The organism is Phytopseudomonas dryadis (assembly GCF_004327355.1).
GTDB classification, from domain to species: Bacteria; Pseudomonadota; Gammaproteobacteria; order Pseudomonadales; family Pseudomonadaceae; genus Aquipseudomonas; species Aquipseudomonas dryadis.
In genome coordinates this window covers 78,195-100,013 of record NZ_QJUM01000025.1, presented here as the reverse complement: position 1 = coordinate 100,013, position 21,819 = coordinate 78,195, and the positions used below count along the sequence as shown (strand labels likewise).

Genomic DNA, 21,819 nt, shown 5'->3' with positions numbered 1-21,819 from the left:
GCTTCACCCATCCTACGGATGACTGGCGCGGATCGTAGGGTGGGTAGAGACGCATTCGGTCTGACGGTCGTCCCTGGAGCAGGCCGCCGCAACCCACCATCGGTACATAGCCCGATGCTGCCTGATGCGGAGGGAACGCGCAGTCTCTGCCAAGCAAAGACCTTTCAGCGCGCCGGTTGGCGCCTTCGCGCCAGATCAGCTCGTCGGTGTCATAGCCCTGGCGGCGCGCCACCGTCAGCAACTCATCGCGCACCTCGTCGGCGATCTGCGGCGTGCGCGACAGCAACCAGAGGTATTTGCGATTCGGATGGCCGACCAGCGCCACCTGATAGTCGTCATCCAGCTCGAGCACCCAGTACTCGCCCTTGCTCACGCCAGGCAGCAAGCGGCTGAACCCGTTGTCGAAGGTCACCCACAGCTTGTCGGTCTGGCCTTCGACCTGCGGCACGGCGCGCCCCTGCACCTGCGTCCAGTCGCCCTCGCGGGTCAGGCAGCGGTTGCTCACCGCCATGCTGCCGTCCTCCTGCAGGGCATAATGCGCCTCGGATTGCGCACAGTTGCGCTGGAAGAACATCGGCAGGCGCGCCACCTCGTACCAGGTGCCCTGGTAGCGCTGCAGGTCGACCGTCTTCACCGTCTGCGGCGGCACCACGCCGGTACCCGAGTTGGCACAGCCGGCCAGCACGACTGCGGCCAGCGCAAGCATCCAAGGACGTATCGCCGTCATCTCACTTCAACCCCTTGCCGGAAAACATCATGACCTTGTCACCTGCGTACTGCACGCTGATGAAGCTGACCTGGTCTCCCCAGGTGCAGCTCGACATGCCCAGGGCCCCGGAACACTCGGTCGCCGTGCCGAGCAGTTCCTCCACTTCGGCCTTGGTCATGCCGGCGTGGAGCTTGGCGTAGTTTTCCTGATTGACCTTGCCGCAAGCGGCCAGGAGCAGGACGCAGGACAGCAGGGCGAAATGGCGCAAGGACATGCTGGGAACTCCATTCAACGGTGGGCACACCGACGTTGCACGCGGTGCAGATTGGACGTCAGAAGCGCGAGCCCGGTTCCAGCAGAAAGCGTTGCTCCTGCTCGGTACTGGTGCGCCCGAGGATGGCATTACGGTGGGGGAAACGGGAAAAGCGTGCGATCACCCGCTGATGGCGCTCGGCATAGTCGAGAAAGCCGGCGAACAACTCGCGTTCGGCGGCGGGCGCCCGCTCATGCAGCGCGGCAAAGCAGGCCAGGGCGCGGTTCTGCGTCGGCAGATCCTCGGCATGCTCGAACACCAGGTAGATGAACACCCGCTGTATCGGCGTCAGCCGTGCGTCCCAGCCCTGGGCCACGCCCTCTTCCACCAGTACCCGGGCCAAGGCATCGCCGGCAAAGGCTTTGGAGCTGTCCCGGTAGAGCATGCGCGGCAACTGGTCGAGCAACAGCACTCGCGCCAACCAACCCTCGGGCTGTCGTGACCAGTGCTGCAGGCCACCCTGCAGGGCCTGCTCGACCTGTTCGCCGAAGCGATCGCGCGCCTCGGCATCCTAGGGTCTGTTGACGTTTCAGCGCGAGCCGCGTTGCCGCGAGAAATCTCGCCAGGCCGGGCGGCGATCCGCTAGGCGGAGGACGCAGGGAATGGACTAGCCGTCCGCGTGTTCCCTTGCCAAGTCCTCCAACAACGCATGGCGAGATTTTTCGCGCAACCTAGGCGGCCCCACCCGCAGGGCCGGGCCCGTTTTGCCGCGATGCGGCGTTTCTCGCCGGCTCATTTAGCCCGCTAAACTTCGCGGCTCGTACCTTGCCTCGCGGCAAAACGGGCTCCGGCGCGGCCGTGCGTGAAACGTCAACAGACCCTAGGCCTGCGCTTGCCGAACCACAGCGAGTGGCGAGCCCGCGCGATCTCGAGCGCCGCCGTCGACGGGCCGAACCACCAGTCGAGCAACGGCTGCCAGGGCGGCATCGATCAGGCCTTGTGGTAACCGGTCACGCGCTCGACTTCTTCCCGGGAACCGAGGAATACCGGCACCCGCTGGTGCAGCGAGGTCGGCTGGATGTCGAGGATGCGCTGTACGCCATCGGTGGCGGCGCCACCGGCCTGCTCGACGATGAAGGACATCGGATTGGCTTCGTACATCAGGCGCAGCTTGCCAGGCTTGTCCGGCTCGCGGCCGTCGCGCGGGTACATGAACAGGCCGCCACGGGTGAGGATGCGGTGCACGTCGGCGACCATGGAGGCGATCCAGCGCATGTTGTAGTTCTTGCCCAGCGGGCCTTCCTCGCCGGCCAGCAGTTCGTCCACATAGCGCTTGACCGGGGCTTCCCAGTGGCGCTGGTTGGACATGTTGATGGCGAACTCGGCCGTGCTTTCCGGCACGCGGATGTCGTCGTGGGTGAGCACGAAGCTGCCCAGCTCGCGATCCAGGGTGAAGCCCTTGACGCCGTCGCCCAGGGTCAGCAGCAGCATGGTCTGCGGGCCGTAGATGGCGTAGCCGGCCGCGACCTGTTTGGTGCCGGGTTGCAGGAAGGCATTTTCGCGCAGGGAGTCGTTCTGCGAAATCTCATCGCTCGGGCAGCGCAGCACCGAGAAGATGGTGCCCACGGAAACGTTGACGTCGATGTTCGAGGAGCCGTCCAGCGGGTCGAATACCAGCAGGTAGGCGCCCTTGGGGTACTTGCCGGGAATCTGGTAGGCGTTGTCCATCTCTTCGGAGGCCATGCCGGCCAGGTGGCCGCCCCACTCGTTGGCTTCCAGGAGGATCTCGTTGGACAGCACGTCGAGCTTCTTCTGCACTTCGCCTTGCACGTTCTCGGTATCCGCACTGCCGAGCACGCCGCCCAGCGCGCCCTTGGAGACCTGGTGGCTGATTTCCTTGCACGCGCGCGCCACCACTTCGATGAGGAAGCGCAGATCGGCCGGGGTATTGTGACTACGGGTCTGCTCGATGAGGTAGCGACTCAGGGTAACGCGGGACATGAAGGACTCCGGAAGGAAAGAAATCGGAAAGAGTTTAACCCTTTCCAGGAACTGGCGCCTCAGGGCCGAACCGCCGCCCGCTCAGCTCGCCAGCACGCAGACACGGTTGCGCCCATTACGCTTGGCCTGGTACAGCGCGGCATCCGCCACCCGCAGCAACTCGTCGAGTTCCAGCCCCTGCTCGGGCCACAGCGCCAGCCCGGCCGACAGGGTCACGTGACGGACACCGCTGCGCGTGACGATGGCCTGCTGCGCCAGACTCAGGCAGATGGACTCCAGGCGCTCGCGCGCTTCGCCGGCATCGGCGCCAGGCAGGATCAGCAGGAACTCCTCGCCGCCGATACGAAAGACCGCGTCGGAACTGCGCAAGTTCACCAGCAGATGCTGGGCGACGCCCTTGAGCACGTCGTCGCCATCCAGATGGCCATGGGCGTCGTTGAGCTGCTTGAAGTGGTCGAGGTCGATCAGGGCCAGGGACAATGGCTTGCCGTCGCGCTGCGCACGGGCCCGTTCCCGGCCGAACAGCTCGTCCAGGAAGCGGCGGTTGTAGAGCCCGGTGAGCGGGTCGCACAACGCCTGCTCCTGCAATTGCTCATGCAGGCTGGAGATGGTGCGCAGACGCTCCTCGCTCAACGCCAGCGCTTCGGCCAGCCGGAGTTCGCCGAGGTGGCGCTGGGTCACGTCACGCAGGTAGAGCATCTGCCCCAGCAGCAGGGTGCCATGGCGGGTCACGCGCTCGATGGCGCGCACCCGCACTTCGAAATAACGCGCCGAACTGGCCAGGGTCAGCAGTTGCTCCTGCTGCCCCCGTTCCTGCAGCAAGGCCTGCAGGTCGCGGCCGAATACCGGCCAGTCTTCGAGCTTGCGCCCTTGCCAGCCGGGATCGGAATCGGCCAGTTGCAGCGCCGCCTGGTTGGCTTCGATCACCCGCCAGCGGGCATCGACCACCAGCACCGGATCGGGCAGCGCCTCGAGCAGGAGATGGCGGGCCACCGGCAACAGGTCGAACAACCGGACACCGAGGATCAGCCAGGAGAAGGCCGCCAGGGTAAAGACGAAACTGAACGGCGTGGGATCGACACCGAAGATCACCACGCCAAACACCACATAGGCGATATTGGCGGCCCAGGGAATCGCGGTGACCAGCACGAAAGCCAGGTAGTGACGACGATGCACGCCATGGCTGGTGAAGGCGGCACGCAGCACCACGCCAAGGCTGAAGGTCATGAAGGCGTAGACGTAAACGGCCGCGGCGTAGAACAGCGGCCCGTGCTGGTAATGGATCGGCGCTCCCGGCTGGGTCGACAGCGGCCCGGTCCGCTCACCATAGAACAGGCCGTGCCAGGGGTTGCTCAGCACCAGCAGCCAGATCAGCACCGGCACCACGATCAGCCCGAGCACGCTGCGGGTCGCCAGCGGCTTGCGCACGCTGTTGACGTATTGCCAGAGGAACAGCGCCCAGAAGGTCGGCACCGAGACGATGCCCGGCCAGGACATCGACGCCCAGAACAGCTTGCAGCCTGACGTCTGGGTGGCCACTTCCAGGCCCGCCGTGGCGATCCACCACATACTGGCCAGATGCATCAGGGTGAAGGCGGTGCGTCCGGGAAAATCGCGCTGCCGGGTGACCCAGCGAGCCAGCAGCACGCCGCCGAAGAACACCAGAACCGTCAGCAGAACGGCCACGTTGAACTGCCACTGGGTGTTCATGCAGGCCCTCATCGTGGCATCCCCATGCCGCGGGCATGACGCAACGGCGACGGACCCGTCGACGCGGCGCATGGATACGGGCGGTACGGGCCTGGACAAAACGGAACAGGGGCGGACAAGGAGATGGACCCATTCAAACGACGGTTAACGGCAAGCGCCGGGGCACCATGAAAGCGCCCGTACTGGCCGTTTCGGAAGAAAACCGGCAGATCGTGCCTAGACTTTCACGCTCGCTAAAGATACTGCAAATAACCTATTTTCCAGGAGGTTTTTCTTGGCCTCGGTGCGACAGCGGGCGCTCGAGGCACAACCAGTTGGCAGATGCCTGTTCACAAATTCGTCAACATGGCTATCATCGCGCGCCGTTCCTCTCACCCGAACCGAGTCGAAACCCCGTCCTGATGAAAAGCAACCTGATCGCCGCTGCCGAAATCGACCGCCTGGACACCTGGGCCAGGTACACCAGCGACATGTGCCACAGTTGCATATCCAGTTGCTGCCAGTTGCCGGTGGAAGTGCGTATCGCCGACCTGATCCGGATCGGCGTGGTCGACGAGTTCGAACGTGGCGACCCGCCCAAGCTGGTCGCCAAGCGCTTGCAGAAAGACGGCCTGGTCGAACGTTTCAACCAGAAGTCCGGGGTCTTCACCCTGACCCGCATGAGCAACAACGACTGTTACTACCTGGATCGCAAGACGCGCCTGTGCACCATCTACGAGCGCCGCCCGGACACCTGCCGCAATCATCCCAGGGTCGGGCCGCGCCCGGGCTACTGCGCCTGGCGGCCCAAGTAAGCGGCGCCAGCCCTCATGGCCATGCCTTTCAACGTCTTCGAAAGACGGCTACCGGGTAACAACAGCTATAAAGCCGCAAAGAGCGCTGAAGGCTGGACGAGAAGAGCAACGCCGCATTTCGTCCAGCCTCAAGCCTCCAGCGCTCTTCTCGGCTGTTACCCCTGAGCCGCCAACATGTTGAAAGACATGGATCTTATGGCCTGTCGCTGGAGGCCCGCAGCAGGCTCAGGGCCATCAACAGCAGAACGACGACGCCCAGCAGCAACACCGCCCACAGCGCGATGCGCTTCCAGTCGGCGCACGCCGCCTGGGCCGGCCCGGGCACCATGTCGACCTCGGCAAGCGCACTGCCGAGAACGGCCCGGCCCATGCTTTCCAGGCGCTCTGGCGTGAACCCCGGCACCAGGGTGGTGACCGGCAGGCTGCCGGCCTGGGCGTCGGCCTTGCCCAGCGCCAGTTGATAGGGCGGACTGCCACGCGCCAGGAACAGCAATTCGCTGGCCCGTAGCGCCACACTCAGACGAGGCGCGTGCTGACCCAGTCCGCCACCGCGGCCATCGACCTGCAGGCGCAACTGGCTGACCGGCCATTGCGGCAACTCGATCTGATCCTGCACCACCTCGTGGCCGTCGACCGGCAGGCGATAGAGCACGCTACGCGCCAGCGGCGTCCACTGCGCACTGCTATCCCAGCGTCCCTGCAACAGCACCGGAGCCAGGCTGTTGGGCTGCTCGACCTCGATGCGCAACCGCTCCAGCGGCAGCGCCAGCGGCAGTGTCCAGGTATACCGCCCCTTGTCGTCGGCCCGCCCCGTCAGCCCCTGCGACCAGACCAGCGCCGCCGGCTGGGCCGTACTGCGCGTGCCGCTGACCGTGGCCGCGCTCAGGCTCGCCGCCTGCTCCGGCATCTGCCACAGCAGGCGCAGGTAACGCGCGCGGGTGGGCGGCCACTCCACCTCGTTCTTGTCGATGCGCTCGCCATCGAAACTCAACCGGGCGATCTGTCCTTCGCCCAGCGGACGCCAGTGGTCCAGATCGTCGCTGGCCTCGATGCTGAAGCGCTGGAAGCCCTCGCTGTCGGCATTCCATTGCAGTTGCAGGCGCTGCAGGGGGAAATCCGTGGCGCTGGCATCCAGCAGCCAGCCCCGCAACAGGTCGGACGCAGCCGGGGTCTCTGCTGCCGCGTTCAGTTCGATGATCGAACCATCGGTGCCACGTCGCACACGCAGCGTCGGCAGCGCCTCGCTACGGTCGGCCGGGCCACGCAGGGGGAACAGCCGCAGCGTGGCGCTCTGCTGGCTCTCGGCAAAACGCGCGGCCCCCGGAATCAGGCTGTAGGCCAGCAGTTCGCCTTCGGCATTGAACAGGCGCAGATCGCGAAAGTCGGCATGCCGCGCCGCCAGGTGCGCCTCCATCGGCAGTTGCAGGCGATACCAGGGGCCTTCGCCGCTGAGCGTCAACGGCACGCTGGTGGCGTAGTCGGTGACGTTCTCGCGCACCTCGGCCGCCTGCGCCGCCAGGGCCATGCCCAGCAGGGCAAGGCCGGTTCTCCACTGCCGCCTCATGCCGGCACCTGCGCGTCGTTGTCATCGCGTCTGGGCGGCAAGGGCGCGAAGTACCCGACCACCAGCAGCAACACCCCGACGCCGATGAAGGAAATGATGCGCTCCAGGCTACCGCTGTTGCCCAGGTCGACGAAGAACAGCTTGACCACCACCACGCCGATCAAGGCCGCGCCGACCATCCACAGCTCGCGCCGCACACGCAGGTGACCGCCGACCGTCAGGCTCAGGGCGATCAGCGTCCAGACGATGGAGAATCCGGCCTGCACCACGCGCGAATCCAGCAGGGCATCCAGCTCGAAGGGCACCTGCGCCCAGTGGAAGGCGCTGCGACAGACCATCATGCTCAGCAGGGCGAACAGCGAAGCGCCGAGCACCGCCTGCGTCGCTCCCTGCCATTGCCGCACCTCGACGCCCAGGGGCGGCAGACCGGCTGCCGCCCAGCGATACAGGGCGAACAGCACGAACAGCATGCCCAGTTCAAGCGGGTTGATCAGCGGCAGATAGCGCAGCGGTTCGGCGGAACCGTCACTGAACAGGTTGACCAGCCAGAACCAGCCCAGCAGAAACACCGCCAACGGCAGCGCGGCATAGCTGCGGTACTCCAGCGGATAGGCCGCCACCGGCCAGGGCAGCGAGCGGCGCAGGCTCATCAGCACCAGGTAAGCGCATGGCACCAGCACCCAGCCCAGCCAGCGCCAGGCGTTGTACTGCTCGGCCAGGGCGAAGAACAGGAAACGCAGCTCCAGGGCCAGTACCGCCAGCAGCAACCAGCAGCCGAGCACATGGCTCAGGCGAATCGCCAGGGGTGGCGCCAGCCCCTGCAGACGCCGCAGGGCCAGGAAATGCAGGGCGAACACGGCCGGCCAGGCGAGCCAGCCGAACGCCGCCAACGGGTGATAGCCCAGGTGCCACAGGCCAAGCAGCGCGCAGAAACCCAGCGGAATCAGCGCCAGGCACAGCAGCGCCAATGCCGGCCAGCGCTGGCGCAGGGCGCCAGGAACGGCGAGCGCCAGGCAAGCGACGCTCACCAGCAGGAAGACATGCCCACGCAGGTCGGCGGCGACGAAGCGCGAGATTTCGCTCAGCACCGTCACCAGCCACCAGGCCGCGCCCCAGAGCAGCGCCAGCCGCGACAGCTCCTCCAGATCGAGGGGCAGCAGATCGGCGCGTGCGACACGCCCGCCGAGGTGCAGGCGCCAGGCGCAGAACAGCCCTGCCGAGGCCAGCAACGCTGGCGCCCAGAAGCCCAGATGGGCCAGGGGACGCAACGCCTCGACAGCCACCATCCGCTCGAACGTATCGCTGAACAGCAGGTAGCTCAGCCCCGCGAGCAACTGCACGGCGAAGGCGCTGAGCAGTACGCTGCGAGCGCCCAGGTACAGCCCCGCGAGCAGCGTCGCCGCGCCCGCCACGGCCCAGGCGGCCACCGTGGCGTAAGGGCCGAAGCACAGCGGCGCCATCAGGTAGAGGAACAGCAGAGCGCCGCAGGCCAGCAGCGGCTGCAGCAGGCGTTCGTGCTCCGGCACCTGGCCCGCGTCCATGCGGCGCAACTGCAGGAAGCTGAACAGCAGCGCCGCGCCGAGCATCAGGGCGCCCAGCGCCGAACCCGCCAGCAGCGTGCTATCTCCGACACGCAGCCCGTACAGGAACACCAGGGCCGCGCCCACCTGCAACAGCAAGGCGAACAGCCGTGCGAACGGGCGTTGCTGACGCAGACCGAGCCAGTACAGACCGGCGCCCTCCACGGCCCATGCCGCGGACGTCCAGCGTGCATCCAGGCCCAACGGAATGGCCAGGGTGCCGAAAATCACGCCCAGCGCCAGGCAGGTTTCCACCAGCAGCAAGGCCCGCCCCGGAGCGCGTGCGGCCAGCACCCTCGCCAGCAGCATGTAGAACAGCCCCATGGCCAGGGCGCTGAACGCCGGGCCGAAGGGCAGATGCTGCACCACGGCATACTGCAGGCCGAAGCCGACCAGCGGCGTACCGAACAGCACGCTGCCATCCACGTAGCCGGCCTGGCGCGCCGACCACTTCAGCAACGCTCCACGCGAGCCATCCTCCGGCACACCGGGCGCCTCGAGCAGACGGCGGCGGGCGAACAGCAGGCCGATGGCCACGTACATCAGGAAGAACAGCAGCAGGAAGGCCTGGGTACTGAGCCACAGATCCGCCGTGTAGGAACGCAGCCCCCAGGCCAGGCCGATGCCGAAGGTGCCGACGAAGCCGATCAGGTTGAGCACGCGCCAGGCCTTGAACCAGGCGATGGCGAAGATGCCGGCGTTGAGCAAGGCGAAATAACCGAACAGCGCCACATGGCTGCCACCGCCGCTGGACGCCAGGATGGGGGCGGCAAAGCCGCCCAGCGCCGCCGCCGCGGCCAGCCCGCGGGCATCCTGCAGGATCGCCAGCACGGCCGAGCAGAGGGTCACCAGCACCAGCAGCACGAAAGCCATCTGCGCGCTGATCAGCGGGTGCAGCCGCATGGCGGCGAACACCGTCAGGTACAGCACGGCGATGCCGCCGCCCTGCAGCAGCAAGGCATAGCCCGGGCGCCGCCGCCGCAGCCACCAGCCCAATGCCAGCAGGGCGATCGCCGCCAGTGCCACGCCGGCGTAGCGCCATTCCACGGCGACCACCACGCGTTCGGAGGCGTAGCGCAGGAGGAAGGCCAGGCCGAGGAACAACAGCACCAGGCCCACACGCAATACGGTATTGCCGCCCAGCAGCCAGTCGCGCGCGGCGGCCAGGCCATGCTCGAACCAGGTCGGCGCGGGCGGCTCGACCTCGCGTGCCGCCGCCGCGACGGGCGCAGGCGGGGCTGGCACGGGGATGGGCTCGGGCTCAGGTGCTGGCGCAGTGGCGTCGGGAAGCGCCAGATCCAGCGTCCATTCATGCTCGACGACGGGCTTGGCAGGCTCGACCGGCGCGGACGCCACGGGCTCGAGCGGCGTGTCGGCCAGCGGCTCTTCGCCCGGCTCGGGCGCAGGCCCGGCGGGCTCCGCCGCAGCGCCCTGCTCCAGCCGCAGCAGGCGTTCGTGCAGATCGCCGGTGCCATGATTGAAGCGGGCGATCAGTTCCGTCAGGGTCTTGCGCAGCGCTTCATGCTGCAGCCGCAACGCCTGCAGCGCCATAGCCTGCCCGGCCGCCAAGCCCAACACGGCACCCAGCGCCGCACCAGCCATCGGCCCGCCGCTCAACGCCCCCAGTAGCAGCGCCCCAAGCGCCAACCCTCCCAGCATGAAGATCCATTGCATGCACGAAAATCCCTGAACGACAGAATAGCCATACCGCCCTATCGGGCCCGGTAGAACCTGCAGTATATCGACTCTACGACGATAGACGTCCAACGCCCGCACAATTGCGAGACGGCATCGCCGAACCACACGTCCGCACGCCGGGCATGAAAAAGCCCCCGCAGGCGAGAGCCTGCGGGGGCTGTTCAGTCAGCCGGAACCGGGATCAGTTCTTGGCTTTCTTGGCCGCGCGGGTACGCTCGCCTTCGTCGAGGATCTTCTTGCGCAGACGGATCGACTTCGGCGTGACTTCGCACAGTTCGTCATCCTGGATGAATTCCAGGGCCTGCTCCAGGGTGAAGCGCACCGGCGGCACCAGGGCGATGGTTTCGTCCTTGCCCGAGGCACGCATGTTGTCGAGCTTCTTGCCCTTGGTCGGGTTGACGCCCAGGTCGTTATCGCGGCTGTTCAGACCGACGATCTGACCGTTGTAGATCTCCTGGCCGTGCTCGACGAACAGCTTGCCGCGCGCCTGCAGGGTTTCCAGGGAGTAGGTCAGCGCCTTGCCGGTATCGATCGACACCAGTACGCCGTTCTGACGGCCGGACATGTGGCCCGACTTCATCACGTCGTAACGATCGAAGATCGAGGTCAGGATGCCCGCGCCGTTGGTCAGGGTCAGGAACTGGTTGCGGAAACCGATCAGACCACGGGCCGGGATGTTGTACTCCAGGCGCACGCGGCCCTTGCCATCCGGAACCATGTTGCTCAGGTCGCCCTTGCGCAGGCCCATTTCTTCCATGACCTTGCCCTGGGCTTCTTCCGGGATGTCGATGGTGACGTTCTCGAACGGCTCGTGCTTGGCGCCGTCGACTTCGCGGATGATCACTTCCGGACGGCCAACGCCCATTTCGAAGCCTTCGCGGCGCATGGTTTCGATCAGGACCGACAGGTGCAGCTCGCCACGGCCGGAGACCTTGAACTTGTCGGCCGAATCGCCTTCTTCGACGCGCAGGGCCACGTTGTACAGCAGCTCCTTGTCCAGACGTTCCTTGATGTTGCGGCTGGTGACGAACTTGCCTTCCTTGCCGCAGAACGGCGAATCGTTGACCTGGAAGGTCATGGAAACGGTCGGCTCGTCGACGGTCAGCGGCTTCATCGCTTCGACATTGTTGATGTCGCACAGGGTGTCGGAGATGAACAGCTGATCCATGCCGCTGATGCAGACGATGTCACCGGCAGCGGCTTCTTCCACATCGACGCGGTGCAGGCCGTGGTGGCCCATCAGCTTGAGGATACGACCATTGCGGCGCTTGCCGTCGGCGTCGATGGCGACCACCGGGGTGTTCGGCTTGACACGGCCACGGGCGATACGACCCACGCCGATGATGCCGAGGAAGCTGTTGTAGTCCAGCGCCGAGATCTGCATCTGGAACGGGCCTTCGCGGTCAACGGCCGGAGCCGGAACGTTGTCGACGATGGACTGGTACAGCGGAGTCATGTCTTCGGCCATGTCGGTGTGATCCAGACCGGCAATGCCGTTCAGGGCCGAGGCGTAGACGACCTTGAAGTCCAGCTGTTCTTCGGTGGCACCGAGGTTGTCGAACAGATCGAAGATCTGATCCAGCACCCAGTCGGGACGCGCGCCCGGACGGTCGACCTTGTTGATCACCACGATCGGACGCAGGCCGGCTTCGAAGGCCTTCTTGGTCACGAAGCGGGTTTGCGGCATCGGGCCGTCCTGGGCGTCGACCAGCAGCAGCACGGAGTCGACCATCGACATCACGCGCTCGACTTCACCGCCGAAGTCGGCGTGGCCGGGGGTGTCGACGATGTTGATGTGGTAGCCGTTCCAGTTGATCGCGGTGTTCTTCGCCAGAATGGTGATGCCGCGCTCTTTTTCCTGGTCGTTGCTGTCCATCACGCGCTCGTCGTTGAGCTCGCCGCGCTCCAGGGTGCCGGACTGACGCAGGAGTTTGTCGACCAGGGTGGTTTTACCGTGGTCAACGTGGGCGATGATGGCGATGTTGCGTAGATTCTCGATCACAATTCGGTTCCTAAAATAAGCGGCAAGCTTCAAGCCGCAAGCTACAAGTAAAAAGCGTCAGGGGCATTGCAGGAAATGCCCGGTCGGGAGGATGGCGGCGGCGCCTTACGCTGCGCCGGAAAGGGCAATAGATCATCGGGCGCCTTCTTGCAGCTTGTGGCTTGTGGCTTGCGTCTGCTCTACCGGACGATAGACCCGCACATTGGCATGTCCCTCGCTGAGCAGGTGGTGGGCATGCAAGCGGCTCATGACGCCCTTGTCGCAATACAGCAGGTATTGACGAGTGGCATCCAGCTCCTTGAAGCGGCTGTTCAATGCGTAGAACGGCAACGCCTGCACTTCGATGCCGGGCAGCTCCAGCGGCTGCTCCTCGGCGCTATCGGGGTGACGGATGTCGATGACGACATGACTGGCCAGGGGCTCGGCGAGCTCTTCGACCTGCACGTCCTGGCCGAGCTCCTCGATGACCTTGTCGATCGGCAGCAGGCGCGCGCGCGACAGGGCGCGCTCGAGCACCGCCATGTCGAACTGCGCCTCTTCGTGGGCAACGCGGTGCGGCTTGGCCTTGGTGGTCGGGTTCACCGAAATCACACCGCAGTATTCTGGCATGTGCTTGGCGAATTCGGCGGTGCCGATGGCCTCGGCGGTATCGATGATGTCCTGCTTGTGGCTGGCGATCAGCGGACGCAGCACCAGCTTGTCGGTGGCCGAGTCGATCACCGAGAGGTTGGGCAGGGTCTGGCTGGACACCTGGCTGATCGCCTCGCCGGTCACCAGGGCGTCGATCTGCAGCTGCTCGGCCAGGCGGCTGGCAGCGCGCAACATCATGCGCTTGAGGATCACGCCCATGTGGCTGTTGTCGACCTTGCCGAGGATCTCGCCGAGCACTTCCTCGAACGGCACGCTGATGAACAGCACGCGCTGCGAACGGCCGAACTTCTGCCACAGGTAGTGGGCGACTTCCATCACCCCCAGCTCATGGGCGCGACCGCCGAGGTTGAAGAAGCAGAAATGGGTCATCATCCCGCGGCGCATCATCTGGTAGGCCGCCACGGTGGAGTCGAAGCCGCCGCTCATCAGCACCAGCGTCTGCTCCAGCGCACCCAGGGGATAGCCGCCCAGGCCGCGGTGCTGGTGATGGATGACGAACAGGCGCTGGTCGCGAATCTCCATGCGCACTTCGACGTCCGGCGCCTTCAGGGAAACCCCGGCCGCGCCGCACTGCTGGCGCAGCTGGCTGCCGACGTAGCGCTCGATGTCCATGGAGGTGAAGGCATGCTTGCCGGCGCGCTTGCAGCGCACGGAGAAGACCTTGCCGGACAACTGATCGGCGAAGTGGCGCCTGCACTTGTCCAGCACGTCGTCGAAATCGCCGAGCGGATAGTCGTCGACCTGGAGAAAGTGGGCGATGCCCGGCGTGCAGCCGAGACGCTCGATCATTTCCTGCAGGCAGCGCGGCTCGGTGATCGCGGTTTTCACTTCCAGGTTATCCCACACACCTGTGACCAGCAGCTGCGGATCGAGGTCGCGCAGCACCGAACGGATGTTCTTGGCCAACTGCCGGATGAAATGCTTGCGCACCGGCGGGCTCTTGATGGTGATTTCCGGGAAAACTTTGACGATCAGTTTCATGTGAGCAAGCGTCAGCCGCAATGGCCTGAAAACAGGGGCGCGGATTATAGCGGAAATTGCTCAAGCTTTGATCAAAAATACTCACGACATCTTTGGTCGCACCAAAATAAACCACAAGATAAGTATCGCGCACCACAAAGGCGCCAACGCATGGGGGTTTGCCACAGCAAGTCCCCGCCAGCGCTAGGTTTCGGGGCATCACCCCATCACGGGGCACTGGCATGCAAATTGCTCTCTTGTGAGGCAGGTTGTCCTGGCAGACTATCTCGCCCGGCTTCACGAACTATATAGAAGGGCTCACCGTTAGAGCCTTATCCACCTGGAGGACAGCATGTCGAAGGCGATTCAACTCATCAAAGAACACGACGTGAAGTGGGTAGACCTGCGCTTCACCGACACCAAGGGCAAGCAACAGCACGTGACCATTCCGGCCCGTGACGCCCTGGACGAAGACTTCTTCGAACACGGCAAGATGTTCGACGGCTCCTCCATCCAAGGCTGGAAAGGCATCGAAGCCTCCGACATGATCCTCTCGCCGGTCGACGAAACCGCCGTGCTCGACCCGTTCACCGAAGAGCCGACGCTGATCATCGTCTGCGACATCACCGAGCCGAGCACCATGCAAGGCTACGATCGCGACCCGCGCTCCATCGCCAAGCGCGCCGAGGAGTACCTGAAATCCACCGGCATCGGCGACACCGTGTTCGTCGGCCCGGAACCCGAGTTCTTCGTTTTCGACGAAGTGAAGTTCAAGTCCGACATCTCCGGCTCCATGTTCAAGATCTATTCCGAACAGGGCTCCTGGATGACCGACGGCGACATCGACGGCGGCAACAAGGGCCACCGCCCGGGCGTCAAGGGCGGCTACTTCCCGGTGCCACCCGTCGACCACGACCATGAAATCCGCACCGCCATGTGCAATGCCCTGGAAGAAATGGGCCTGGTCGTCGAGGTTCACCACCACGAAGTGGCGACTGCCGGCCAGAACGAAATCGGCGTGAAGTTCAACACCCTGGTCAACAAGGCCGACGAAGTACAGACCCTGAAGTACTGCGTGCACAACGTGGCCGATGCCTACGGCAAGACCGCCACCTTCATGCCCAAGCCCCTGTACGGCGACAACGGTTCGGGCATGCACGTGCACATGTCGATCTCCAAGGACGGCAAGAACACCTTCGCCGGCGAAGGCTATGCCGGCCTGTCCGAGACCGCCCTGTACTTCATCGGCGGCATCATCAAGCACGGCAAGGCCCTGAACGGCTTCACCAACCCGTCGACCAACTCCTACAAGCGTCTGGTGCCGGGCTTCGAAGCACCGGTGATGCTGGCCTACTCGGCGCGCAACCGCTCCGCCTCGATCCGCATCCCCTACGTCTCCAGCCCGAAAGCCCGCCGCATCGAAGCGCGCTTCCCGGACCCGGCGGCCAACCCCTACCTGGCCTTCGCCGCCCTGCTGATGGCCGGCCTGGACGGCATCCAGAACAAGATCCATCCCGGCGATGCCGCCGACAAGAACCTGTACGACCTGCCGCCGGAAGAAGGCAAGCTGATCCCGCAAGTCTGCGGCAGCCTGAAGGAAGCCCTGGAAGAGCTGGACAAGGGCCGCGCCTTCCTGACCAAGGGCGGCGTTTTCTCCGATGACTTCATCGATGCCTACATCGAGCTGAAGAGCGAAGAAGAAATCAAGGTTCGCACCTTCGTACACCCGCTGGAATACGACCTGTACTACAGCGTCTGATCCCGCGCCACACCGCATAGCGGCGTGACAGAAACCTCCCCGGCCCTCTGCCGGGGAGGTTTTTTTTAGCCTGCCATCCCTGGCGGCCACCCGGGATTCAACAAATAAGCGCAGAATTGCCGGATTCGTAGGAGCCGCGACCCCGCGGCGAATCGTGGCCATACCGCGATTTCTGCGGCATAGCCGCCATCGCATCGTGCCGGGGTCGACGCTCCCACGTGCGCACCCAGACTGTGGACGGGTTCTTGCGGGTCAAGGAGCAAGACGGTATCTGCGGGCCGCCTCCCGCGACGTCAAAAATCGCTCCCGGCGATTTTTTGAGCGGCAAGCCGCAAGCCTGAAGCGATAAGCTGTTTACCACTTGCAGCTTGTGGCTTGAAGCTTGAAGCTAACCCCCATTCATCGAATCGGGAGACAGGCCCAATGCGCCCCCTGCTCGCTTGCCTGCTGCTGATACTGGCCCTGCCCGTCAGCGCACAGATCTACAAGTACACCGACAGCAACGGCAATACCGTGTTCACCAACCAGCCGCCGGACGGCATCGATGCACAGAGCGTGGAGCTGAAGCAGACCAATACCGTGCAACCGCCACCAGCGCCGGCGACACCGCCGAGCAGCGCCCCGCAAGCGGCAGAGCAAGCGCCGTACCGGGTGCTGGCACTGACCGACCTGCCCGACGGCGAAGCGCTGCGGGCGAACAACGGCACCTTCAGCGTGGGGGTACACATCGTCCCGCGCCTGAGCCCGGGACACAGCCTGCGCCTGTTGCTCGACGGCAAACCCTACGGTCGTCCCAGCAACGTCACGCGCTTGCAACTGAGCCAGATCGACCGCGGCGAACACAGCCTGGCCGTCGAAGTCCTCAGCGGCGACCAGGTGCTCCAGCAGAGCGACACCGTCACCTTCACCGTGCAGCGGGTCAATACCAGCAGCCCGGCCTTGCGCCCACCACCTCCGCCTCCTCCCAGACCGGCCAACTGAACCATGCGTAATCTGCTTTTCGGCCTCCTGCTGATCGCCCTGCCAGGCTTCGCCCAGGTCTATACCTACATCGACGAGGAAGGCAACCGGGTCTTCACCGACAGCCCGCGCAACGGCAGCAATGCCCAGCAGTTGCAACTGGCGCCGTCCAATCGGATGAGCCCGCCCCCCGCACCGACAGTCCCGGCGCAGATGGCCGAACCCGGCCCGGTGTTGAACTACCAGTTGCTGCGCATCCTCATTCCGCAGCCCGATGCGAGCATCCGCGACAATGCCGGCAACCTGATCGTCACGGCCACCAGCGAACCCGGCCTGCACCCGGGGCATGGCTATCGCCTGTTGCTGGACGGCCAGCCACTGGCCGCCGCCGGCCGCAGCCCGGTATTCGCGCTGGAGAACATCGACAGGGGCACGCACCAGATCGCCGTCGAAATCGTCGACGCCCAGGGTCGCATCGTCGAGCGCACCCCCAGCCAGCCCTTCCACATGCTGCGCATCTCGCTGGCGCAGAAACGCCTGGCCAACCCCTGCAAGAAGGACGATTACGGCGTGCGCCCGGAATGCCCGCTCAAGGACAAACCCAAGGAAGAGGACAAGGGCCTCATCCGTATCCTGCCCTTTCTCTAAGAACCTGTTCACGATCCTTGCGTAGGCGCGGGGACGGCCGACAAGAGCGCTAAAGGCTGGAGGCTGAACGACAAGCAAACCCCATGGGCTCTTTCGTCCAGCTTTCCAGCCGCAAGCGTTTTTGATCGAAAGCCGGAGCCCCCAACTGGACCCAGGAACGCGGTCCAGCGCCCTTGACGCACCATATCAGTGCAAACATTCGCACTGATTTCTATACTCGTACCAATTTAGGACATACCGCACCCCCGCGCTGCGCCGAAAAGCGGCCAAAACCGCTCCACTCGTCATTTACGCGCGTCTTTTAGGGGCCTTGGTTTGCTTCTTGCATTTTCCCGTCATTGCCGGAGAAGCCGAGACCGAATGCCTTTCGAGGCCATGGGCTACCGGCCCTTTTGCCGCAGAACACACCGCACGAGGAGCGACATTTGGCAGGCCATACCCACGACGACCATCGCCATATCCACGCACCCGAAGCATTCCAGGCATGCAGCGAGACGCCGGCGGATCCCGACTTATGATCATCAACGACGCACTGCACCGCTTACTGCTCGACAACCTGACCACGGCGACGCTGCTGCTCAACGCGGACCTGCGCCTGGAATACATGAACCCGGCGGCGGAAATGCTGCTGGCCGTCAGTGGTCAGCGCAGCCACGGCCAGTTCATCAGCGAGCTGTTCACCGAGTCCAGTGAAGCCCTTGGCGCCCTGCGTCAGGCGGTGGCGCAGGCCCATCCATTCAACAAGCGCGAAGCGGTGCTGACTTCCCAGACCGGACAGAGCATCACCGTCGACTACGCCGTGACCCCGGTGCTCAGCCGGGGCGAAACCATGCTCCTGCTCGAGGTGCACCCCCGCGACCGGCTGCTGCGCATCACCAAGGAAGAGGCTCAGCTGTCCAAGCAGGAAACCACCAAGCTGCTGGTGCGTGGCCTGGCCCACGAGATCAAGAATCCGCTGGGCGGCATTCGTGGCGCGGCCCAGCTGCTGGCCCGCGAACTGCCGGAAGAAAGTCTGAAGGATTACACCAACGTCATCATCGAGGAGTCCGATCGCCTGCGTAACCTGGTCGACCGCATGCTCGGCTCGAACAAGCTGCCCTCCCTCGCGATGACCAACGTTCACGAAGTGCTGGAGCGCGTCGGCAGCCTGGTCGAAGCCGAGAGCCAGGGTGGCATCATTCTGGTGCGCGACTACGACCCGAGCATTCCCGACGTGATGATCGATCGCGAGCAGATGATCCAGGCCGTGCTCAATATCGTGCGCAACGCCATGCAGGCGATCAGTTCCAAGCACGAGTTCCGCCAGGGTCGCATCACCCTGCGCACGCGCACCCTGCGCCAGTTCACCATCGGCTATATCCGCCACCGCCTGGTGACCAAGATCGAGATCATCGACAACGGCCCCGGCATCCCGCAGGAACTGCAGGAAACCATCTTCTATCCCATGGTCAGTGGCCGTGCCGACGGCACCGGCCTGGGCCTGGCCATCACCCAGAACATCATCAGTCAGCATCAAGGCCTGATCGAATGCGAGAGCCATCCGGGCCACACCGTGTTCTCGATCTTTCTGCCGCTGGAACAAGGAGCAACTCCGACATGAGCCGCAGTGAAACCGTATGGATCGTTGACGACGACCGCTCCATCCGCTGGGTCCTGGAAAAAGCCTTGCAACAGGAAGGCATGACCACCCAGAGCTTCGACAGCGCCGATGGCGTGCTCGGCCGGCTCAGCCGCCAGCAGCCGGACGTGATCATTTCCGACATTCGCATGCCGGGAGCCAGCGGCCTGGATCTGCTGGCCAGGATCCGCGAGCTGTATCCGCGCCTGCCGGTGATCATCATGACCGCCCATTCCGACCTGGACAGCGCGGTGGCGTCCTACCAGGGCGGCGCCTTCGAGTACCTGCCCAAGCCCTTCGACGTCGACGAGGCCGTGTCCCTGGTCAAGCGCGCCAACCAGCACGCCCAGGAACAGCAGGGCCTGCAGGTTCCCGCAGCGCAGGCGCGCACCCCGGAGATCATCGGTGAAGCGCCGGCGATGCAGGAGGTGTTCCGTGCCATCGGCCGCCTGAGCCACTCCAACATCACCGTGCTGATCAACGGCGAATCCGGTACCGGCAAGGAACTGGTGGCGCACGCCCTGCACCGCCACAGCCCACGCGCGGCCTCGCCATTCATCGCCCTGAACATGGCGGCGATCCCCAAGGACCTGATGGAGTCCGAGCTGTTCGGCCATGAGAAAGGCGCCTTCACCGGCGCCGCCAACCAGCGTCGCGGCCGTTTCGAGCAGGCCGACGGCGGCACCCTGTTCCTCGACGAGATCGGCGACATGCCGGCCGATACCCAGACCCGCCTGCTGCGCGTGCTGGCCGATGGCGAGTTCTATCGGGTCGGCGGGCATACGCCGGTGAAAGTGGACGTGCGCATCATCGCCGCCACCCACCAGAACCTGGAAAACCTGGTGCAGGCCGGCAAGTTCCGCGAGGACCTGTTCCACCGCCTCAACGTCATCCGCATTCACATCCCGCGCCTGTCCGACCGCCGCGAAGACATTCCAACCCTGGCCCGCCACTTCCTCGCCCGCGCCGCCACCGAACTGGCGGTCGAGCCCAAGCTGCTGAAAAGCGAGACCGAGGACTACCTGCAACAACTGGCCTGGCCGGGCAACGTGCGGCAGTTGGAGAACACCTGCCGCTGGATCACCGTGATGGCCTCCGGCCGCGAAGTGCACGTCGATGACCTGCCGCCGGAGTTGCTCACCCAGCCACAGGACAACGCACCGGTCAGCAACTGGGAGCAGGCGCTGCGCCAGTGGGCCGACCAGGCCCTGGCGCGCGGCCAGTCGAACCTGCTCGACAGCGCCGTGCCGGCCTTCGAGCGCATCATGATCGAGACCGCCCTCAAGCACACCGCCGGCCGCCGCCGCGATGCCGCGGTACTGCTGGGCTGGGGGCGCAATACCCTGACCCGCAAGATCAAGGAACTGGGCATGAAGATCGACGGCGCCGAGGAGGACGACAGCGACGACAGCTGATCCGCCGCCGCGACAACCGAACGCCGCGCACCCCGACCGGGCCGCGGCGTTTTTTATGGCCTGTCGTCTTCGGCGACCACCGAAAGGCACCCCGGTATCGTAGCCTGGGTTGAGCGCAGCGATACCCGGGGGCTCCTTTCCCGGGTATATGAAAATGCACGCGATCGGCGCACTGGCAGTGCGCTCATGCACTCGAGCGGAACATCCACGACCATGCTCCGCGCATGCCAGACATCGACCATACATGCCAGAGGCCAGTAATCACGGGGCCTGCAGAAAAAAACAGAAACTGGCACGCCACCTGCAATGGTACAGACAACCCAGTTTCGGGGACCTTGGTACAGGCAGGCCGGGGATTCCCCTCTTTACTTTGGGAGCCTCGGTACAGGCAGGCCGGGAACTCCCTTCTTTCTTCGGGGGCCTTGGTACAGGCAGGCCGGGTAACCCCCTCTTTTATCCGCTACCGCGGCGCCAGACGAATCGTCAGGCGCCAGCGACCATCGACTTCCTCGGCATTCCACTCGCCGCGCAGGGGACGGGCCGCCAGGACACGCAACTCCAATTCCCTCCCATCACGCTGCACGCGCCAGTTGGCGGCCTTGCCGGCCACCTGCAGTTGGCCCTGCTGCTCGCGCCCCAACCCCTCGAAACGCAACACGAACGCGCCATGGAAATCGCTGACGCGCACCTGTGGCTCGACGTTGAACCACAGCAGCACGCGGTCGTCCTCCGCCACCACCTCTTTCATGTGCAGCGCCGGCGGGTGGAACAGGCGGCCGATCATCAGGCCGACGAGAAAGCCGAACAGCGCCAGCGAGCCGATCACCCGCACCCAGGGGCGCGGCCTTGGCGGCTTATCGGGCGTAGAATACGGGCCGTCTTCTGGCTCGGAGCCGTGCATGTTCCATGTAATCCTTTTTCAACCGGAAATTCCGCCCAACACCGGCAACATTATCAGGCTCTGCGCCAATAGCGGCTGCCACCTGCACCTGATCGAACCGCTGGGCTTCGAGCTGGACGACAAGCGCCTGCGACGGGCCGGGCTGGACTACCACGAATACGCCACCCTGCAGCGCCACACCAGCCTGCCGAGCTGCCTCGACAGCCTTGGCCAGCCACGGCTGTTCGCCTTCACCACCAAGGGCTCGCAACCCTTCCATGAAGTGCGCTACCAGCCCGGCGATGCCTTTCTGTTCGGCCCGGAAAGCCGTGGCCTGCCCGAGGAGGTGCGCAACGCCCTGCCCCCCGAGCGACGGGTGCGCCTGCCCATGCGCGAAGGCTGCCGCAGCCTCAATCTGTCCAATACCGTGGCGGTCGCCGTGTATGAGGCGTGGCGGCAAAACGGATTCAGCACGGCGCTTTGAAGCTGGAGGCTGGAGGCTGGAGGCTGGAGGCTGGAGGCTGGACAGGGTTTTGGTCGGGCCTCGCCACCATCAAGCTTTTTCGTTCAGCCTTCAGCCTTTAGCGCCTTTATCGGCTTCTACCCCGTAGCCTGGG

Annotated in this window: 15 protein-coding genes and 2 pseudogenes; 7 read left to right on the top strand and 10 right to left on the bottom strand. The window is 64.9% G+C overall.

Going from position 1 to position 21,819, the window contains the following annotated elements; all coding sequences use genetic code 11:
• Positions 1 to 184: 184 nt before the first annotated feature.
• The 5 genes and pseudogenes from DNK34_RS19580 to DNK34_RS19555 all read right to left on the bottom strand — a co-directional run.
• Positions 185 to 706 (bottom strand): annotated as a pseudogene (locus tag DNK34_RS19580) (lipocalin family protein); the annotation flags it as partial.
• 22 nt (positions 707 to 728) lie between these two features.
• The gene (gene bamE, locus DNK34_RS19575; protein ID WP_131176715.1) at positions 729 to 983 is read right to left on the bottom strand and encodes an outer membrane protein assembly factor BamE domain-containing protein; all 255 of its coding nucleotides are present in this window, start codon (positions 981 to 983) and stop codon (positions 729 to 731) included.
• A gap of 58 nt (positions 984 to 1,041) precedes the next feature.
• Positions 1,042 to 1,533 (bottom strand): annotated as a pseudogene (locus DNK34_RS19570) (DUF924 family protein); the annotation flags it as partial.
• A 419-nt stretch (positions 1,534 to 1,952) separates the two neighbouring features.
• On the bottom strand, positions 1,953 to 2,963 hold the full coding sequence (locus DNK34_RS19560) for a class 1 fructose-bisphosphatase (protein WP_131176713.1): 1,011 nt from the start codon (positions 2,961 to 2,963) through the stop codon (positions 1,953 to 1,955).
• Between the two features lie 81 nt (positions 2,964 to 3,044).
• A complete protein-coding gene (locus tag DNK34_RS19555) occupies positions 3,045 to 4,685 on the bottom strand; it encodes a histidine kinase N-terminal 7TM domain-containing diguanylate cyclase (protein ID WP_131176712.1) in 1,641 nt (546 codons plus the stop codon).
• Positions 4,686 to 5,071: 386 nt separating this feature from the next.
• On the opposite strand from DNK34_RS19555, the gene DNK34_RS19550 reads away from it, so the two are divergent.
• Positions 5,072 to 5,467 carry a YkgJ family cysteine cluster protein gene (locus DNK34_RS19550; protein ID WP_131176723.1) on the top strand — a complete coding sequence of 132 codons (396 nt, stop codon included), beginning with the start codon at positions 5,072 to 5,074 and terminating at the stop codon, positions 5,465 to 5,467.
• Between the two features lie 193 nt (positions 5,468 to 5,660).
• On the opposite strand, the gene DNK34_RS19545 is transcribed toward DNK34_RS19550, so the two are convergent.
• The 4 genes from DNK34_RS19545 to thiI all read right to left on the bottom strand — a co-directional run bounded on the left by DNK34_RS19545 (position 5,661) and on the right by thiI (position 13,943).
• Entirely contained in the window at positions 5,661 to 7,031 is a 1,371-nt protein-coding gene (locus DNK34_RS19545; protein ID WP_131176711.1) for a DUF3999 domain-containing protein, read from the bottom strand.
• Positions 7,028 to 10,285, bottom strand: a complete 3,258-nt coding sequence (locus DNK34_RS19540) for a DUF2339 domain-containing protein (RefSeq protein ID WP_131176710.1) — start codon at positions 10,283 to 10,285, stop codon at positions 7,028 to 7,030. The genes DNK34_RS19545 and DNK34_RS19540 overlap by 4 nt, the downstream gene beginning before the upstream one ends.
• 205 nt (positions 10,286 to 10,490) lie before the next feature.
• Positions 10,491 to 12,311 (bottom strand): translational GTPase TypA, encoded by a 1,821-nt coding sequence (gene typA, locus DNK34_RS19535; RefSeq protein ID WP_131176709.1) that lies wholly within the window; start codon positions 12,309 to 12,311, stop codon positions 10,491 to 10,493.
• A 132-nt stretch (positions 12,312 to 12,443) separates the two neighbouring features.
• Positions 12,444 to 13,943: a tRNA uracil 4-sulfurtransferase ThiI gene (thiI, locus tag DNK34_RS19530; RefSeq protein WP_131176708.1), complete on the bottom strand. Its 1,500-nt coding sequence runs from the start codon at positions 13,941 to 13,943 to the stop codon at positions 12,444 to 12,446.
• Between the two features lie 331 nt (positions 13,944 to 14,274).
• Here thiI and glnA point away from each other — a divergent pair, with 331 nt between their 5' ends.
• From glnA to ntrC, 5 genes are all read left to right on the top strand, one after another.
• Entirely contained in the window at positions 14,275 to 15,681 is a 1,407-nt protein-coding gene (glnA, locus tag DNK34_RS19525; RefSeq protein WP_131176707.1) for a glutamate--ammonia ligase, read from the top strand.
• 423 nt (positions 15,682 to 16,104) lie between these two features.
• Positions 16,105 to 16,662 (top strand): DUF4124 domain-containing protein, encoded by a 558-nt coding sequence (locus tag DNK34_RS19520; RefSeq protein ID WP_131176706.1) that lies wholly within the window; start codon positions 16,105 to 16,107, stop codon positions 16,660 to 16,662.
• Positions 16,663 to 16,665: 3 nt separating this feature from the next.
• Complete coding sequence (locus DNK34_RS19515) at positions 16,666 to 17,289, top strand: DUF4124 domain-containing protein (RefSeq protein WP_131176705.1); 624 nt, start codon at positions 16,666 to 16,668, stop codon at positions 17,287 to 17,289.
• Between the two features lie 514 nt (positions 17,290 to 17,803).
• Entirely contained in the window at positions 17,804 to 18,889 is a 1,086-nt protein-coding gene (gene glnL / locus DNK34_RS19510) for a nitrogen regulation protein NR(II) (RefSeq protein WP_131176704.1), read from the top strand.
• Positions 18,886 to 20,322 carry a nitrogen regulation protein NR(I) gene (gene ntrC / locus DNK34_RS19505; RefSeq protein ID WP_131176703.1) on the top strand — a complete coding sequence of 479 codons (1,437 nt, stop codon included), beginning with the start codon at positions 18,886 to 18,888 and terminating at the stop codon, positions 20,320 to 20,322. The genes glnL and ntrC overlap by 4 nt, the downstream gene beginning before the upstream one ends.
• Positions 20,323 to 20,782: 460 nt before the next feature.
• Here ntrC and DNK34_RS19500 read toward each other — a convergent pair whose 3' ends face one another.
• Complete coding sequence (locus DNK34_RS19500) at positions 20,783 to 21,223, bottom strand: hypothetical protein (protein WP_131176702.1); 441 nt, start codon at positions 21,221 to 21,223, stop codon at positions 20,783 to 20,785.
• Between DNK34_RS19500 and trmL the strand changes: the two genes are divergently transcribed.
• On the top strand, positions 21,222 to 21,686 hold the full coding sequence (gene trmL / locus DNK34_RS19495; protein ID WP_131176701.1) for a tRNA (uridine(34)/cytosine(34)/5-carboxymethylaminomethyluridine(34)-2'-O)-methyltransferase TrmL: 465 nt from the start codon (positions 21,222 to 21,224) through the stop codon (positions 21,684 to 21,686). The genes DNK34_RS19500 and trmL overlap by 2 nt on opposite strands.
• Positions 21,687 to 21,819: the final 133 nt, after the last annotated feature.